Source organism: Rhizobacter sp. P5_A1 (assembly GCF_056400745.1).
In genome coordinates, this window is sequence record NZ_JBFUKR010000014.1 from 21,962 (window position 1) to 36,069 (window position 14,108).

Annotated in this window: 16 protein-coding genes; 5 read left to right on the plus strand and 11 right to left on the minus strand. The window is 67.3% G+C overall.

The window, feature by feature from the left end; translation table 11 throughout:
* Positions 1 to 2 precede the first annotated feature (2 nt).
* Complete coding sequence (locus AC1DTW_RS16245; protein ID WP_477982284.1) at positions 3 to 1,433, minus strand: MFS transporter; 1,431 nt, start codon at positions 1,431 to 1,433, stop codon at positions 3 to 5.
* 139 nt (positions 1,434 to 1,572) lie between these two features.
* Between AC1DTW_RS16245 and AC1DTW_RS16250 the strand changes: the two genes are divergently transcribed.
* The 5 genes from AC1DTW_RS16250 (at position 1,573) to AC1DTW_RS16270 (ending at position 5,313) form a co-directional block, all read left to right on the plus strand.
* Positions 1,573 to 2,493 (plus strand): LysR family transcriptional regulator, encoded by a 921-nt coding sequence (locus AC1DTW_RS16250; protein WP_477982286.1) that lies wholly within the window; start codon positions 1,573 to 1,575, stop codon positions 2,491 to 2,493.
* 54 nt (positions 2,494 to 2,547) lie between these two features.
* The gene (locus AC1DTW_RS16255) at positions 2,548 to 3,147 is read left to right on the plus strand and encodes a TetR/AcrR family transcriptional regulator (RefSeq protein ID WP_477982288.1); all 600 of its coding nucleotides are present in this window, start codon (positions 2,548 to 2,550) and stop codon (positions 3,145 to 3,147) included.
* 115 nt (positions 3,148 to 3,262) lie between these two features.
* On the plus strand, positions 3,263 to 4,264 hold the full coding sequence (locus AC1DTW_RS16260) for an NADP-dependent oxidoreductase (RefSeq protein WP_477982289.1): 1,002 nt from the start codon (positions 3,263 to 3,265) through the stop codon (positions 4,262 to 4,264).
* Between the two features lie 63 nt (positions 4,265 to 4,327).
* Positions 4,328 to 5,038 carry an SDR family oxidoreductase gene (locus AC1DTW_RS16265; protein WP_477982290.1) on the plus strand — a complete coding sequence of 237 codons (711 nt, stop codon included), beginning with the start codon at positions 4,328 to 4,330 and terminating at the stop codon, positions 5,036 to 5,038.
* Complete coding sequence (locus AC1DTW_RS16270) at positions 5,035 to 5,313, plus strand: hypothetical protein (protein ID WP_477982291.1); 279 nt, start codon at positions 5,035 to 5,037, stop codon at positions 5,311 to 5,313. The genes AC1DTW_RS16265 and AC1DTW_RS16270 overlap by 4 nt, the downstream gene beginning before the upstream one ends.
* Here AC1DTW_RS16270 and AC1DTW_RS16275 read toward each other — a convergent pair.
* The 10 genes from AC1DTW_RS16275 to AC1DTW_RS16320 all read right to left on the minus strand — a co-directional run bounded on the left by AC1DTW_RS16275 (position 5,287) and on the right by AC1DTW_RS16320 (position 14,078).
* Positions 5,287 to 6,279 carry an AraC-like ligand-binding domain-containing protein gene (locus tag AC1DTW_RS16275; protein WP_477982292.1) on the minus strand — a complete coding sequence of 331 codons (993 nt, stop codon included), beginning with the start codon at positions 6,277 to 6,279 and terminating at the stop codon, positions 5,287 to 5,289. The two genes, AC1DTW_RS16270 and AC1DTW_RS16275, sit on opposite strands and share 27 nt — an antisense overlap.
* A 4-nt stretch (positions 6,280 to 6,283) precedes the next feature.
* Positions 6,284 to 6,922 (minus strand): maleylacetoacetate isomerase, encoded by a 639-nt coding sequence (gene maiA, locus AC1DTW_RS16280; protein WP_477982293.1) that lies wholly within the window; start codon positions 6,920 to 6,922, stop codon positions 6,284 to 6,286.
* 411 nt (positions 6,923 to 7,333) lie between these two features.
* Positions 7,334 to 8,053, minus strand: a complete 720-nt coding sequence (locus AC1DTW_RS16285) for an ABC transporter ATP-binding protein (protein ID WP_477982294.1) — start codon at positions 8,051 to 8,053, stop codon at positions 7,334 to 7,336.
* 18 nt (positions 8,054 to 8,071) lie between these two features.
* The gene (locus AC1DTW_RS16290) at positions 8,072 to 8,818 is read right to left on the minus strand and encodes an ABC transporter ATP-binding protein (protein ID WP_477982295.1); all 747 of its coding nucleotides are present in this window, start codon (positions 8,816 to 8,818) and stop codon (positions 8,072 to 8,074) included.
* The gene (locus AC1DTW_RS16295) at positions 8,818 to 9,816 is read right to left on the minus strand and encodes a branched-chain amino acid ABC transporter permease (RefSeq protein ID WP_477982296.1); all 999 of its coding nucleotides are present in this window, start codon (positions 9,814 to 9,816) and stop codon (positions 8,818 to 8,820) included. The genes AC1DTW_RS16290 and AC1DTW_RS16295 overlap by 1 nt, the downstream gene beginning before the upstream one ends.
* Positions 9,817 to 9,830: 14 nt before the next feature.
* Positions 9,831 to 10,751 carry a branched-chain amino acid ABC transporter permease gene (locus AC1DTW_RS16300; protein WP_477982298.1) on the minus strand — a complete coding sequence of 307 codons (921 nt, stop codon included), beginning with the start codon at positions 10,749 to 10,751 and terminating at the stop codon, positions 9,831 to 9,833.
* 10 nt (positions 10,752 to 10,761) lie between these two features.
* Positions 10,762 to 11,922: an ABC transporter substrate-binding protein gene (locus tag AC1DTW_RS16305; RefSeq protein WP_477982299.1), complete on the minus strand. Its 1,161-nt coding sequence runs from the start codon at positions 11,920 to 11,922 to the stop codon at positions 10,762 to 10,764.
* Positions 11,923 to 12,004: 82 nt separating this feature from the next.
* Positions 12,005 to 12,325 carry a non-heme iron oxygenase ferredoxin subunit gene (locus tag AC1DTW_RS16310; RefSeq protein WP_477982300.1) on the minus strand — a complete coding sequence of 107 codons (321 nt, stop codon included), beginning with the start codon at positions 12,323 to 12,325 and terminating at the stop codon, positions 12,005 to 12,007.
* A gap of 8 nt (positions 12,326 to 12,333) precedes the next feature.
* Entirely contained in the window at positions 12,334 to 12,816 is a 483-nt protein-coding gene (locus AC1DTW_RS16315) for an aromatic-ring-hydroxylating dioxygenase subunit beta (RefSeq protein WP_477982301.1), read from the minus strand.
* A gap of 2 nt (positions 12,817 to 12,818) precedes the next feature.
* Positions 12,819 to 14,078 carry an aromatic ring-hydroxylating dioxygenase subunit alpha gene (locus AC1DTW_RS16320; RefSeq protein ID WP_477982302.1) on the minus strand — a complete coding sequence of 420 codons (1,260 nt, stop codon included), beginning with the start codon at positions 14,076 to 14,078 and terminating at the stop codon, positions 12,819 to 12,821.
* Positions 14,079 to 14,108 lie beyond the last annotated feature (30 nt).

The following is a 14,108-nucleotide window of genomic DNA, read 5'->3' on the forward strand; positions in this document are numbered from 1 at the left end:
AGTCAGTGCGCGACACCCGGCTCGGTTCCGTCCGGGCTTCTCAGCAGGCTGACCACTCCGCCGGCCAATGCGGCCAGCGCCGCGAGCGTCAGGCCCCAGTGCACAGCGCGCGGCGACGGCAGCAGCGCGAACATGAGTCCCATCGACAGGCTGCCGAGCGTCAACCCGGTCAGCCGCGCAGTCCCCTGGGCACCTCCGGCTGCCCCGCTGCGTTCTTTCGGTGCGGCGAGCAGCATGTTCTGGTTGTTGGGCGTCTGAAAGAATCCGAAGCCGAGACCTGCCAGACTCGTGAAGATGGCCATCGGCAGCCGCGGGTCGCCGTGAAGCGGCCAGGCCGCACACAGTGCCAAGCCGATCGCGAGGCACCCTCCCCCGGCGGCGCAAAGCCACGCGGTCGGCACTCGTTTGGCCAGGTGCGCCGACAACGGCGCGGCCACCATCACCGCCAGGGGCCACGGCGTCATCAAGAGACCGGTGGCCATCGCGTCCAGGCCCAGCTCGTGCTGGAAGTAGAACGGCAGCGCCACATAGCCCATCATCTGCCCGGTGAAGCAGCACACCGACGCGACGATCGACACCCGAAACGATCGCACCCGCAGAAGATCCAGCGGGATCAACGGCGCCGCCTTCGGCATCTCGCGCCGCACCAGCAGAACCATGGATGCGGCCGACACGCCGAGCAATGCACCGCCGTACCATGGAGACGACGGCAGCCAATCGCTGCCCAGCACGAAGGCAGCGAACATGATCGCGTTGAGCGCGATGCTCCGCAGGTCGAGGCGACGCCCGGTGCCTTGCGGACGTGGCAACCCGGCACAAGCGACCAGTACCAGCGCGCCGACCGGCAGGTTCACCGCGAAGAGCCACGGCCAGCTCGCGACGGACAGCAAGGCGGCGCCGACAGCCGGCCCGGCCGCTGAGGCGCCTGCGATCGTCAGCGCGTTCCATGCGATCGCCTGACCCAGCAGCCGACGCGGATAGGTGAAGCGCAACAACGCAAGACCCAGTGGCATCACCGCAGCGCTGCCCAGGCCCTGAAGGCATCTTGCGGCCACCAACCAGGACAGCGACGGCGCCAGCGCACACAACACTGACGCCACGGTGAACAGCGCGATACCTGCGGTGAACACACGGCGATAGCCCAGTCTCTCGCCGACAGCGGAAGCGGGCAGCAGGAACATCACGATGGCGAGCTGATAGGCGGTGACGATCCAGACGGTGTCGGCCGGCGCAGCCTGCAACTGCTGCGCAATGCTCGGCAGTGCGACGTTGGCGATCGCACTGTCGAGCACCACCAGCACGATCGCGCCGAGGATCGCGGCGACGGCTGCGTAGCGCCGCGGCAGTGGCAACCCATCAAGCTCTTCGGCCGCGCCGGCTTCGGTGCGGAGAGAGATGGTTGGAGCGTTGGACTCGAGGACAGGTGACAGCATGCGTGGAGGACTGGAGGGCACGCTCGATCGCGCCACATCAGCATAGGTTCACGATGCCCGCCGAAACAGAGCGTGGCGCGCATCTTGTTCCTGCATGCGGCGCCGGCCCCGCGCCTGCGAACCGTGCTAGGTTCAGCACATGCCCACGGACGCTGACCTCAACCTTCTCATTGCGTTGAACGCCCTGCTCTCCGAGGGCAGCGTCTCAAGAGCGGCCGAGCGTTTGGGTCTGAGCGAATCGGCCATGAGCCGCACGCTGGCGCGACTGCGTGAAACGACGGGCGACGAGCTGCTGGTGCGTGCGGGCCGGGCCATGGTTCCCACACCGCGGGCGCTGGCGCTGCGCGACCGAGTCAAGGAGTTGGTCGAGGAGGCAAGTGCTGTGCTTCGGCCGGCCGGTCCCGACCTGAACCTGGGCACGCTCGAGCGGATGTTCACCGTGCGGGCCAACGACGGCTTCACCGAGGCCTTTGCGCATCGGCTCGTGGCACGCACCGCGCGCGAAGCGCCCGGAGTGCGTCTGCGCTTCGCGCCCAAGCCCGACAAGGACGTGCGCCCGTTGCGGGAGGGATTGATCGATCTCGACGTCGGTGTTCTCGGCGAGTCGGGCCCCGAGGTGCGCGTTCAAGCGCTCTACCGCGACCACTTCATCGCCGTCGTGCGACAGGGGCACCCGCTGCTGGCCGAAGGCGAGATCACACCCGAGCGATATGCGGCCTGCGACCATGTGGTCACGTCACGCCGGGGCCGGATCACCGGCCCCGTGGACGACGCGCTGGCCGCCGCTGGGCTGACGCGCAATGTCGCGGTCGTCGTTCCCAGCTTCGGCACCGCGCTGTCGACCGCGGCTGCGACCGACATGGTGGCGCTGATACCCGCGTCGTACTTCGAACACCTGAGAGCAAGCAACGCACTGTGCTCGTTCGAGCTGCCGGTGCCGACCGAACACATCACCATATCGCAGATGTGGCACCCCCGGCTCGATCGAGATCCGGCGCACCGATGGCTGCGCCGTGTCGTGCTCGAGGTGTGCCGGGATCGTCGCGCGAGGGCGTCTTGACATGCGATCGCACCCGCGCCGACAGCACCGGACACGCGCGCGCACAAACTGTGTATGATGCGCATCATGCCAAGATCGAGCCCCAGCGCCAGAGCACTCGCCAAGGAAGCATCGCACGAGCGCATCGTGTCTGCCGCCGCGCGGGCGATTCGTCGCAGCGGCTTCGACGGTACCGGAGTCGCCGACATCATGAAAGAGGCCGGCCTGACCCATGGCGCCTTCTACGCGCACTTCGCGTCGCGCGAAGCCATGTTGGCAGAGGCCGCCGATCGGGCGTGCGCCGAGTCGGCCGCTGCCGCTGCGGGCGCTGTTGCCAGCGTGCCACCCGGGCAGGCTTTGGCATCCATGCTTCGCGCATACCTCTCGCAGGAGCACCTGGCGCAAATCGAGCTGGGATGTCCCCTGGCCGCGCTGGGCTCGGAGACACCGCGCCAGGCACCCGAAGTGCGCCGCGTGACCACCCGGCACATCAAGGAAATGGTCGATCTTCTCGCCCGTCAGTCGCCTGACTGGGGGCGGCCCGATGCCCACGAGCGAGCACTCGTGACCGTTGCCACCATGGTCGGCGCATTGGTGCTGGCTCGCGCAGTCGACGAGCCTGCGTTATCGAAAGCCTTGTGCCAGGCGGCCTTGAAGCACCTCGCTCCCAGCTGACGCTACCGAAACACGCTGCCGCTTTTTCGTCTGTAAATATGATGAACATCATGCGACATTGATCCAGGGCCACGGTCGTCGATGTCAACGCGTGATCGCGTCCACCAAGGAAACCATGAAAGCACTCACCTTCAAACGCTATGGCAAGTCGCCCGAGATCGGGTTCGCCGATGTTCCCCGCCCCACGCTGAAGCCCAACGAACTGCTGGTCCAGGTCCACGCGGCGAGCGTGAACCCGATCGACAACGTGATCCCGACCGGACTCTTCAAGGCGGTCGTGAAGTTCCAACTGCCTGCCACGCTCGGCAGCGATCTGGCCGGTGTGGTGACGGAGGTCGGCAGCCGCGTGACTCGCTTCAAGCCGGGCGATGCCGTCTTCGCCAACATCTTCGACCTGGGTACCGGCTCGATCGCCGAGTTCGCGGCGGTACCGGAGAGCGCCGCCGCGATGAAGCCGGCCAACCTGGATTTCGTGCAGGCGGCGTCGATCCCGATGGTCGGGCTGACCTCGTGGCAGGCGCTGAAGGAACGCGTGAATCTTCGCGCCGGACAGAAGGTGTTCATCCCAGCAGGCTCCGGCGGTGTTGGCACGTTCGCGATCCAGCTGGCAAAGCACCTTGGCGCCAAGGTGGGAACGACCACCAGCACGGGCAACGTCGAGCTGGTGAGCACCCTGGGCGCAGACGAGGTGGTCGACTACAAGAAGCAGGAATTCGAGAAAGTGCTGCGCGGCTACGATGCCGTACTCGGCACTGTCAGGGGTGACGCGATCGAGAAGTCCCTCGGCATCCTCAAGCCGCGGGGCACGCTCGTCTCCCTGGTCGGGCCGCTGGACGTCGCGTTCGCTCGTGCTCGACGGCTCAACTTCGTCCTGACGTTCGTGTTCGCGATGATGAGCCGCAAGATCATGCGCCTGGCGAGAAAGCGAGAGGTCTCTTACTCGTTTCTCTTCGCGCGCCCCGATGGCGATCAACTCGCCGAAATCGGCGAGCTGCTCAGGACGCAGCGCATCCGGCCCGTGATCGACAAGGTGTTTCCGTTCGAGCAAGCAAAGGAAGCGCTGACCTATCTTGCTCAGGGGCGTGCAAAGGGCAAGGTGGTCGTGCAGATGAGATAGCGGCCCACTGAAGGTCCTGAAATCCTGCAGCTGAATTTGTTTGTACCTGTCTTGGAGATTCCCATGAAGATTGAAAACGCTGTTGCCCTCGTCACGGGCGCCAATCGCGGCATCGGCCTGGCATTCGCGCGCGAGTTGCTCGCCCGCGGTGCGCGCAAGGTCTACGCCGGCGCACGCGACGCTGCGGCCATCACCCAATCCGGCGTTCAGCCCTTGCGCCTCGATGTCACCAAGCCGGAAGAGGTGGCGGCTGCCGCAGCGCTGGCTTCGGATGTCACGCTGGTGATCAACAACGCCGGCATTGCCCAACCGGGCGGCTTTCTCGCCGCCGACAGCGAAGACGTCGCGCGACGCATCTTCGAAACCAACTTCTTCGCCATGTTGCGCATGAGCAAGGCCTTCGCGCCGATTCTCAAAGGCAATGGCGGCGGTGCATTTCTCAATGTCCTGTCGGTCGCCTCGTGGGTCAACGGCGGCGAACTGGCCGCGTATTCGGCGAGCAAATCGGCAGCCTGGTCGCTCACCAATGCGCTGCGCAACGAACTGGCGGCACAGAAGACGCAGGTGCTGGCGCTGCACATGGCCTACGTCGACACCGATCTCACGCGCGGGTTCGATGTCCCGAAGTCCAGCCCCGAGGAGATCGTCAGACGTGCGCTCGACGGACTCGAATCGGGCGTCGATGAAGTGCTGGCCGATGAGCTCACCCTGCAGGTCAAGCGCGGGATGACCGCAGCCAGGCCCAGCTACCTTCCGCAGCAGGCGTCAGCGTGACCCAGGTGGCGAACCCGCCGGCGGGCGTGGAGGTGGTCGGCCCGACGGCCGAGCCTTGCCCCGGTGAGATGTACACCGACTCGCAAGGCATGCACCGACTATCCGGCATTGGCCGCCTGATCGGGATGAGCGCGTCGCAGCAATTGAAGGTCAGCTGGAAGGACGTTCCAACGCAGACGGTGTTCCAGTTCCATGCCGACTTCGTGCTCAAGGCGCTTGCGTTCCTTTCGCGCAGACCTGCCGATTCCTTATTCGTCGGAGCGCGGCAACTCTGATCTCCCGCGGCGGGCCCGCAGTTCCTGAGGCGTGCAGCCCGAAAGACGCCGGCAGACGCGAACGAAGTGGGACGGATCGAGAAGCCCGGCACGGCGTCCGATCTCTGCCGTGGTCACGCGATCGAACGCAGGCGACTCGAGCATGCGCCTCGCACATCGGATGCGATGCTGCATCAGGCGGTCGGCGAAGGTCTGCTGCCGCGATGCGAGCGTGCGGTGCAGTGTGCGGACCGAGATGCCGAGCATCGCCGCGATGCCGCTGGCGCAGAGATCGGGCTCGGTGCAGCGGCCGGCCAGCGCCTCGTCGATGCGCGCGGCCAAGTCCCGATTCGTCGGCTGTACGCTGCGCTCGCGATCGAGCGCCAGCGTCAGCAACGAACCCAACTGGTCGGCGACGAGGTGCGCCGGCAGCGCGCCGATCGGCATCGACAGCTGTCGCACATAGGCGCTCAATGCGAAGCCCCAGCCCAGCCCGCCATCGATGCGGCGGCCGAGGTGCGACCGCGGGTCGGGCAGCCAGGTCTCGAGCCACTCGGTCGGCAACTGGATCGAGAAAATGTCGACGGTCTCGGGGAAGTGCAGCTCGTAGCACCGCCGCGAGTCGATCAACGCGAGATCGCCGGGGAGCAGGCGGTCGGCATGCGCACCTTGCTGCGCCACATGGCACGGCGTCGATTCCTTGCACAGCAGGTAGTAGAAGTTCTCTCGACTGCGGGAAATGCCGGTCCGCGTTCGGAAGACATCCTGCGCGCTGCCGCGAACACGGTTGACGCGCAGGCTGTGCAGCGGTGCAGAGAGCAGCTCGCATCCGAAGCGACCCGGGGCCGGCGAGCTGGCCTCCATTTCCAGGAAGCATTCGCAGATGGCGCCGACCCAGTAATCGAGCCGGTTGCGCGGCTCCACCGCGTCCGTGGACCAGCGAAGCAGGTCCGTGGTCGCGGGCAGCGGCGCGGCCGGTGTCGCCATCACATCATCCGGCGTCCGGCTGCACGGCCGGTGCGGCGCTTCGGAAGGGCTCGAGTTGCCCGCAGGCCTCGTCGATGGTCACGAGACGCGGCCAGCGCGCCATGTCGACCTTGAAGCGCCGCGCGCTCTCGATTTGCGGCACCAGGTAGACATCGGCCAGCGTCGGCCGCTCACCGCAGGCGAACGGGCCAGGACGCCCTCTGGCCTCGACCAGAGACTGGAACGCATCGAAGCCGGCACCGATCCAGGTGCCGCACCAGTCGTTCACGGCCGCCTCGTCGGCACCGAAGCGATGGCGCAGCGCCTCCAGGATGCGCCGGTTGTTCACCGGATGGATGTCGCAGCCAACGATCGCGGCAAGCGCGCGGACGTGTGCGCGGTCGTTGGCATCGGAGGGCAGCAACGGCGGATCGGGGTAGCGTTCCTCGAGCCACTCGATGATCGCCGGCGACTGGGTCATCAGCTGCCCGTCGACATCGAGTGCCGGCACCAACTGCTGCGGGTTGATCGCCTTGTACGCGTCGGTCAGGTGCTGCTCGCGCCGCAGGTCGACAGCGGCCTGCTCATAGGCAATGCCTTTGAGGTTCAGCGCGATGCGCAGACGATGCGACGTGCCGCTGCGGAAGAAGCTGTAGAGCTTCATTTCAGTGGTGCCTGCTGTCGGCCCGTCCCGGTCGTTCGTTGGAGCGGCAAAGGCGAGAGCGGCCGGGCCGACGAGGGCTGAGGGTGGGCTTCGCGGCAGGCGGTGCCCGGTGCGGGCGATTTCTGTGGCGACGAGCAGCGCAGGGCCGGGGTCGGCACGCGCGCAGCGCGTGCTTCGTGGTCTGACTCGCCGCGGCTGTCTGAACGCAGCGAACGAAGTGAGCGCAGTGAGTTCGGCGGCGCGACCCCGGACCGAGCAGCGCAGTGCAGTCGGTGCGCAGCACCGACCGCCACAGCATGAGCCCGCACCGGGTGCCGCCTGCCGCGACGCACCGAGCGTCGCATGTGGGCGAACAGCCGCAATGGGCCGAGAGCAGCCACATCCTCATGACTCAATGAGGCAAGGTTCATTTCAGACTCCCAGGTACTGATGGACGATCTCCGGCTGCGACCGCAGCGCATCCGAGTCGCCCTGCCACACGACGCGCCCCTTCTCGATCACAACATGGCGGTCGGCCAGGTGCAACAGACGCCCGACGTTCTTGTCGATCACGATCTGTGCGAGGCCCTCGCGCTTGAGTTCGGCGAGCGTGCGCCAGATCTCGTCGCGGATGACCGGCGCGAGCCCTTCGGTCGCCTCGTCGAGCACGAGCAGCTTCGGGTTCGTCATCAGGGCACGACCGATCGCGAGCATCTGCTGCTCGCCACCCGACAACTGCCAGCCGAGGTTGCTGCGCCGCTCACGCAGTCGCGGAAAGAACGCGTAGACGCGGGCCAGCGTCCAGGCGCGGCCGCTCGCGCCCTTGCCGTCATCGCGCGCCGTCGCGACCAGGTTCTCCTGGACGGTCAGCTCGCTGAAGATCTGCCGGCCTTCGGGGACCAGCGCCAGCCCCTGACGCGCGATGCGGTGCGCAGGCCAACCGCGCGTACGCAGCCCGCCGACCTCGATGTCGCCGGCGCTGCTGGCGAGCATGCCGAACAGGCACTTGATCGTCGTCGATCGCCCCATGCCGTTGCGGCCGAGCAAGGTGACGACCTCGCCGGGCCGGACGTCGAAGGAGATGTCGAACAGCACCTGCGCACGGCCGTAGCCGGCCCGCAGGCCGCGCACCGAAAGATAGGGATGGTCCATCGTGTTGCCTCGCCGTGCTCAGGCTGCCTCTTCGCCGAGGTAGACCGCGCGCACCTCGGGGTGCGCGCGGATCTCGTCCGGGGTGCCGGTGAACATCACGCGGCCATAGACGAGCACGCTGATGCGATCGGCGAGCGCGAACACCGCGTCCATGTCGTGCTCGACCAGCAGGATCGTGTAGCGCCCCTTCAGGCCGCGCAGCAACGCCGTCACCGCAGCCGACTCCTGCACGCTCATGCCGGCCATCGGTTCGTCGAGCAGCAGGAACTTCGGCTGTGCCGCCAGCGCCATCGCGAGCTCGAGCTGGCGCCGCTGGCCGTACGCCAGCTCCCCGGCCAGCGCGTCGGCATGCTTCGCGAGCCCCGCTGCGGCCACGGCCGACTCGGCGGCTCCGCGCGCCGCCACGTCTTCCAGCATCGGCGCCCAGAAGCGCCACGCGTTGCGCTTCGCGGCCAGGGCCGCGAGCACGGCGTTCTCGGCGACCGTGAACTCCTCGAAGATCGACGTGATCTGGTACGAACGCAGCAGGCCCGCGCGTGCGCGCCGGTGCACCGGCAGCGCGCCGATGTCCTGCCCGCCGAAGACGATGCGGCCCTCGTCGGCGGCCAACTCGCCGCTGAGCTGGTTGATCAGCGTCGTCTTGCCGGCACCGTTCGGCCCGATCACGGCGTGCAGCTCGCCGCTGCGGATGTCGAGCGAAACATGGTCCGTGACCAGCAGCGCGCCGTAGCGTTTGACCAGCCCTTCGGTCTGCAGCGCGGCCATCAGGCACCTCCTTCGGAGACGACCGCGGGGTTTGCGGCAGGCCCCGCCTTCGGCCACAAGTCGGCCAGGCCGACGATGCCGCGCCGGCCGACGAGCGCCATCACGACGATCAACGGCCCGAAGATCACCATCCAGTGCTCGGTCAGTCCCTTCAGCACCTCCTCGAGGCCGAGGAACACGAGCGCGCCGATGACCGGGCCGGCCACGGTGCCGATGCCCCCCAGCACGACCATCACGATCAGCTCGCCCGATACCGTCCAGGCCAGCGAACTCGGTGATGCGAACGCATTGAGGTTCGCGAGCAGCAGGCCCGACACCCCGCAGATCGCGCCGGAGATCACGAACGCGACGAGTTGCAGGCGCCGCGCCTCCAGCCCGATCGCGTTGATGCGGCGCGCGTTCTGCCGCGCACCGCGCAGCGCCATGCCGAAGGGCGCGACACGCAGCCTGGCCATCCACCCCGTGACGAGCGCCAGCACGACGAGCGCGGTGGCGTAGAGCGGCAGCGTCGAGCCCAGGTCGAAGCTGCCGAACTGGCTCGTGGCTGCCACCGGCAAGCCGTCGTCGCCGCCGTACTGCTTGAGGCTGACGAGCAGGAAGTAGCCCATCTGCGCGAACGCGAGCGTGATCATGATGAACGCCATGCCCGAGGTGCGCAGGCTGATCCCGCCGACCGCGAGCGAGACGAGGCTTGATGCGCCGACGCACAGCGCCAGATGGGCCCAGCCGCTGGCGATGCCGTGGAACGCCGGCAGCGCGACCGCATAGCTGCCCAGGCCCATGAACAGCGCGTGACCGAAGCTGACCAGCCCGCCGTGGCCGAGCGCCAGGTTCAGCGCCGAGGCGGCGATCGCGTAGATCAGGATGCGTGCGAAGAACGAAATCCAGAACGGTTGCCCGATGGCTGTCGCCACGAACGGCACCGCGGCGAAGCCGGCGAGCAGCAGCAGCGAGAGCAGCGCGGAACCGCGCCAGCGTGAGGTCAGCGAGCTCATCATCATCGACTCCTTCATCAGCCGCGCCGGGCCGGGAACAGGCCGTGCGGACGCAGCGCGAGCACCACGGCCATCAGCAGGTAGACGAGCATCGAGGCCAGCGCCGGGCCGGCGGCATCCGCGACCGAGCGCTCGGCCACCTGCCGCAGCACCAGCGGCAACAGCACGCGGCCGAGGGTGTCGACGACGCCGACGATCAGTGCCGCATACAGCGCGCCGTTCACCGAGCCGATCCCGCCGATCACGATCACGACCAGGGTCGTGATCAGCACCGGCTCGCCCATGCCGGACTGGACCGACAACAGCGGCCCGGCCATCGCGCCGGCCAGGCCGGCCAGCATCGCGCCGACGCCGAACAGCATCGCGTTCAGCAGACCGATGTTGACGCCCAGCGCGCCGACGAGCTGCGGGTTCTGCGCGCCGGCGCGGATCAGCATGCCGACGCGTGTCTTGTGGATCAGCCCGTACGAGCCGACGGCGACGAGCAGGCCCACCGCGATGATCGCGAAGCGGTACGACGGGTAGTTGAAGCCGAACAACTGCACCGTGCCGGCGAGCACCTCGGGCACCTGCACGAAGAGCGGCTGCGGACCCCAGACGAGCCGGACCCCCTCGTTGAAGAACATCACGAGGCCGAAGGTCGCGAGCACATGGTCGAGGTGGTCGCGCCGGTACAGGCGCGAGACGATGCTGACCTCGAGCAACCAGCCCACGACCAGCGCCGTGCCCATCGCCGCGAGCACCGCGAGCGCGAACGAGCCGACCGCTGCGTAGGTGAGTGCCGCGGCGTAGGCACCGACCATGTACAGCGAGCCGTGCGCCAGGTTCACGAAGCTCATGATCCCGAACACCAGCGTCAGCCCGGCAGCCAGCAGGAACAGCAGCACGCCGTACTGCAAGCCGTTGAGCAGCTGAACGAGCAGCAGAGCGGCGCTCATGGCCGGGTCCTCAAGGCAGCTTGCACAGCGCCGCGTACGAGTCGGCGTGTGCGGGCAGCGGTGTGCCGATCGGCCTGGTCGCGACCTTCCCGCCCGCGCGCACGGTCTCGAAGGCGTAGTAGTTCTGCACCGGCATGTTGTTCTTGCCGAACTGGAACGGGCCGCGCACCGACTTGAATTCGCCGCCTGCCGCCTTCACGCCGGCCGCGAGCTTCTTCGGGTCGCCGGCCGCCTTGCGCAAGCCGAGGTCGAGCACGTTGGCCGCATCGAAGCCCGCGGCCGCATACAGGCTCGGCGTGCGCTTGTACTTCGCCTCGAAGGCCGTGACGAACTTGCGGTTCTCCGGGGTGTCGAGCGAAGCGTCGTACATCGCCGCGCCGATCGCCCCGGCGGCCGTGTCGCCCAGCGAAGGCAGCGTGGTGCCGTCGACGGTGAACACCGAGTACAGCGGCAGCTTGCCGCTCAGGCCCGCCTGGCTCATCTGCTTGACGAAGTTGATGCCCATGCCGCCCGGGTAGAAGACGAACAGCGCATCGGGCTTGGCAGACTGGAGCTGCGCGATCTCGGCCGAGTAGTCGGGCTGGTTGACCTGGGTGTAGACCTCGTCGACGACCTCGCCCTTGTAGTAGCGCTTGAAGCCGGCCAGCATGTCCTTGCCGGCCTGGTAGTTCGGCGCCATCAGGTAGACGCGCTTGATGCCGCGGTCCTGCGCAAACTTGCCCATCGCCTCGGCGGCACCGTCGTTCTGCCAGGCCACCGAGAAGATGTTGGCCTTGCACTGGGCGCCGGCGATCGGCGACGGGCCGGCGTTGGTCGCGATCGCCACCACGCCCGACTCGGCGAGCCGCGGCAGGCTGCCCATCAGCACGTTCGAGAACGACAGGCCGACGATGGCGTCTACCTTGTCCTTGTCGATCAGCTTGCGCACGATCTGCTGCCCGACCTCGGGCTTGAGCTGGTCGTCCTCTTTCAGGATGCTGGCGGCCTGGCCACCGAGCTTGCCGCCGAGTTGCTCGACGGCGAGCATGAAACCGTCGACCTGGTCCTGGCCGACGAGCGCCTGGGGTCCGGACAGCGGTGCCATCAAGCCGATCGTCGCCGCCGGCGCGGCGAAAGCCGATGTTGCCAGCATGGCGGCGAGCGCCGTGGCGCGAAGGGTGTTTCTGTTCATCGTTGTCTCCTGGAAAAATGTGGGCGAAGCCCTCCTCCGGATGCCGTCGGGCACGGCACCGATGGAAGCGGATCCGCGAAGCTCAGTCGATCTGCAGGTACACGCGCTGCCCGTCGACCTTGACGGGGTAGCTGCGAAGCGCGTCGGTCACCGGCGCGCAACTCGGCATGCCGTTGCGCACGTCGAACTTGCCCTGGTGCAAAGGGCATTCGATCTCGTGGCCATCGAGGAAGCCGTCGCACAGGCGCGCCTGGCCGTGCGTGCAGGTGTTGTCGGTCGCGTAGACCGCGTCGCCGACGGTGTAGAGCGCGATGTCGCGGCCCGCGACGACGACGCCGATGACGTCGTCGGTGGGGAGTTCGTCGGCCGACAGTGCGTCGACCCAGTTGGTGGTGATGCTCATCGATGGCCTCAGATCGGGTAGATGATCGAGTTGGGGATCATTTCGCTGTCGTAGATGCACTCGCGCGACGCGAACTTGAGCCCCGCGGGCGTGCGCACCACCGTGTCGAGGTAGCGGCCGACGTTGAAGACCGTCGACGCGTCCGACAGCTTGGTGCGGAACACCGCGTAGTTCGCCTCGCACCGGAAACTGGCACCCTCTGCGCTGCGCACGACCGGCGTGCCGACGATGTGCCGCTGGTAGTAGGGATCGTGGAACAGCGTTTCCTTGATGCCGTAGATCCTGTCCTTCAGCATGCCCTTGCTGGTGAACGACAGCGTCGCGAGCGGGAAGCCGCGCTCGTGGTTCTCGCGCGGCTGGAGCCGGTACACGCACTGCTCGGTGAAGAACTCGGGCCAGAGATCCCAGTCGCCGGAGTCGACCGCGCTGGCGTAGTCGGCGTAGAGCTGCGTCAGTGCCAGCCAGTCCTCGAAGTTCAGGTTCGTGCTCACGCTCAGGCCTCCATCACATCGCGCCAGTAGCGGTACATGCCGCGGATCAGCGTCTCGGTGACCATGTGCTCGGTGTCTTCGACCTCACGCCCGCCGAGTTCGGCCAGCGTGCGGTGGAAGGGCTTGGACTCGAAGGCCTGCTGCGAGAACTCGATCACCTCGCCGTCGTCGGCCGAGACGAAGCCCGCCGGGCCGAACAGGTTGGCCTGGCGGAGGCGCCGCTGCGTCATCTCTTCGGTGTCGTCGTCGAAGCCGAAGTGCGTCCAGACGAAGTCGAAGCTGCCGTGCCCGTTCGGCTGGATGTGGCGTGTCGAGACGCTGTTGACCTGCTGCTGCAGGATCACGCTCGGGAAGATCGTCGTCATCACCGCAGTCGGGCCGCCCCACCAGGGCTCGGGCACGATGTCGAGGAAGCTCGGGTCGTTGAGCTGCATGCTTTCCTTGAAGCTCGACACCTGCGTGACCTGGTCGGACTTGCCGGCCGTGCCGCGCGTCGAGATCATCGCCGCGTGGCGGTGCTTCTCGTCCATGCGCAGCTGCGACTTGTTGTCGGCGCGCCAGAGGCCGAAGGTCACGAACCAGGTGTGCAGCAGCCCCGGGTGATACGGATCCTTGATGTTCTCCTGCATCAGCTTCCAGTTGCCCGGAATGCGCTGGCGGTTGTAGCCGAGGATCGTCAGCTTGCGCCCATTGAACAGGCGATCGAAGTAGCCGAGGATCGTTGGCCCGAGGAAGTCCTCGAGCGGTTCGACATCGGGGTCGAACGAGGCGAAGACGACGCCGCCGCGCGTGGCGACCTTCAGCTTGGTCAAGCCGTGCTCGCTGGTCTTGAAGTCGGCCGGCATGCCACCGTGCACCTGCCCGTCCTGCTTCACGCCGCGCCGGAACGGCACGCCCTGCAGGTCGCCCTTGAGCGTGTAGCTCCACTGGTGGTAGGGGCAGACGAACTCCTTGCGATTGCCGTGGCGCTCGCGGCAGAAGCGCATGCCGCGGTGCGCGCAGACGTTCTCGACGACGCTGATGCCGCCCTCGGCGTCGCGGGTCATGATGACCGAGCGTTCGCCGACCACGGTGCGCTTGAAGTCGCCCGGCATCGGTACCTCGGCTTCGAGCCCGACGTAGCACCAGTGGTTCTTGTAGAAGAAGCGCTCGAGCTCGCGCTTGTAGAGCTCGTCGCTGGTGTAGGTCAGGAACGGGATGCGCGAGGTTCCTTCGCTTTCCCAGTGCGCTTCGGTCGGAAACACGGTCGACGTGTCGCTCATGCTGGTCTCCTGCTTGTGGATGGGAACGAC

Bases quoted from the DNA above. Each gene is read 5' to 3' on its own strand.
- AC1DTW_RS16245 (WP_477982284.1), bottom strand. From the start codon at position 1,433: ATGCTGTCACCTGTCCTCGAGTCCAACGCTCCAACCATCTCTCTCCGC.
- AC1DTW_RS16250 (WP_477982286.1), top strand. From the start codon at position 1,573: ATGCCCACGGACGCTGACCTCAACCTTCTCATTGCGTTGAACGCCCTG.
- AC1DTW_RS16255 (WP_477982288.1), top strand. From the start codon at position 2,548: ATGATGCGCATCATGCCAAGATCGAGCCCCAGCGCCAGAGCACTCGCC.
- AC1DTW_RS16260 (WP_477982289.1), top strand. From the start codon at position 3,263: ATGAAAGCACTCACCTTCAAACGCTATGGCAAGTCGCCCGAGATCGGG.
- AC1DTW_RS16265 (WP_477982290.1), top strand. From the start codon at position 4,328: ATGAAGATTGAAAACGCTGTTGCCCTCGTCACGGGCGCCAATCGCGGC.
- AC1DTW_RS16275 (WP_477982292.1), bottom strand. From the start codon at position 6,279: ATGGCGACACCGGCCGCGCCGCTGCCCGCGACCACGGACCTGCTTCGC.
- maiA (WP_477982293.1), bottom strand. From the start codon at position 6,922: ATGAAGCTCTACAGCTTCTTCCGCAGCGGCACGTCGCATCGTCTGCGC.
- AC1DTW_RS16285 (WP_477982294.1), bottom strand. From the start codon at position 8,053: ATGGACCATCCCTATCTTTCGGTGCGCGGCCTGCGGGCCGGCTACGGC.
- AC1DTW_RS16290 (WP_477982295.1), bottom strand. From the start codon at position 8,818: ATGGCCGCGCTGCAGACCGAAGGGCTGGTCAAACGCTACGGCGCGCTG.
- AC1DTW_RS16295 (WP_477982296.1), bottom strand. From the start codon at position 9,816: ATGATGAGCTCGCTGACCTCACGCTGGCGCGGTTCCGCGCTGCTCTCG.
- AC1DTW_RS16300 (WP_477982298.1), bottom strand. From the start codon at position 10,751: ATGAGCGCCGCTCTGCTGCTCGTTCAGCTGCTCAACGGCTTGCAGTAC.
- AC1DTW_RS16305 (WP_477982299.1), bottom strand. From the start codon at position 11,922: ATGAACAGAAACACCCTTCGCGCCACGGCGCTCGCCGCCATGCTGGCA.
- AC1DTW_RS16310 (WP_477982300.1), bottom strand. From the start codon at position 12,325: ATGAGCATCACCACCAACTGGGTCGACGCACTGTCGGCCGACGAACTC.
- AC1DTW_RS16320 (WP_477982302.1), bottom strand. From the start codon at position 14,078: ATGAGCGACACGTCGACCGTGTTTCCGACCGAAGCGCACTGGGAAAGC.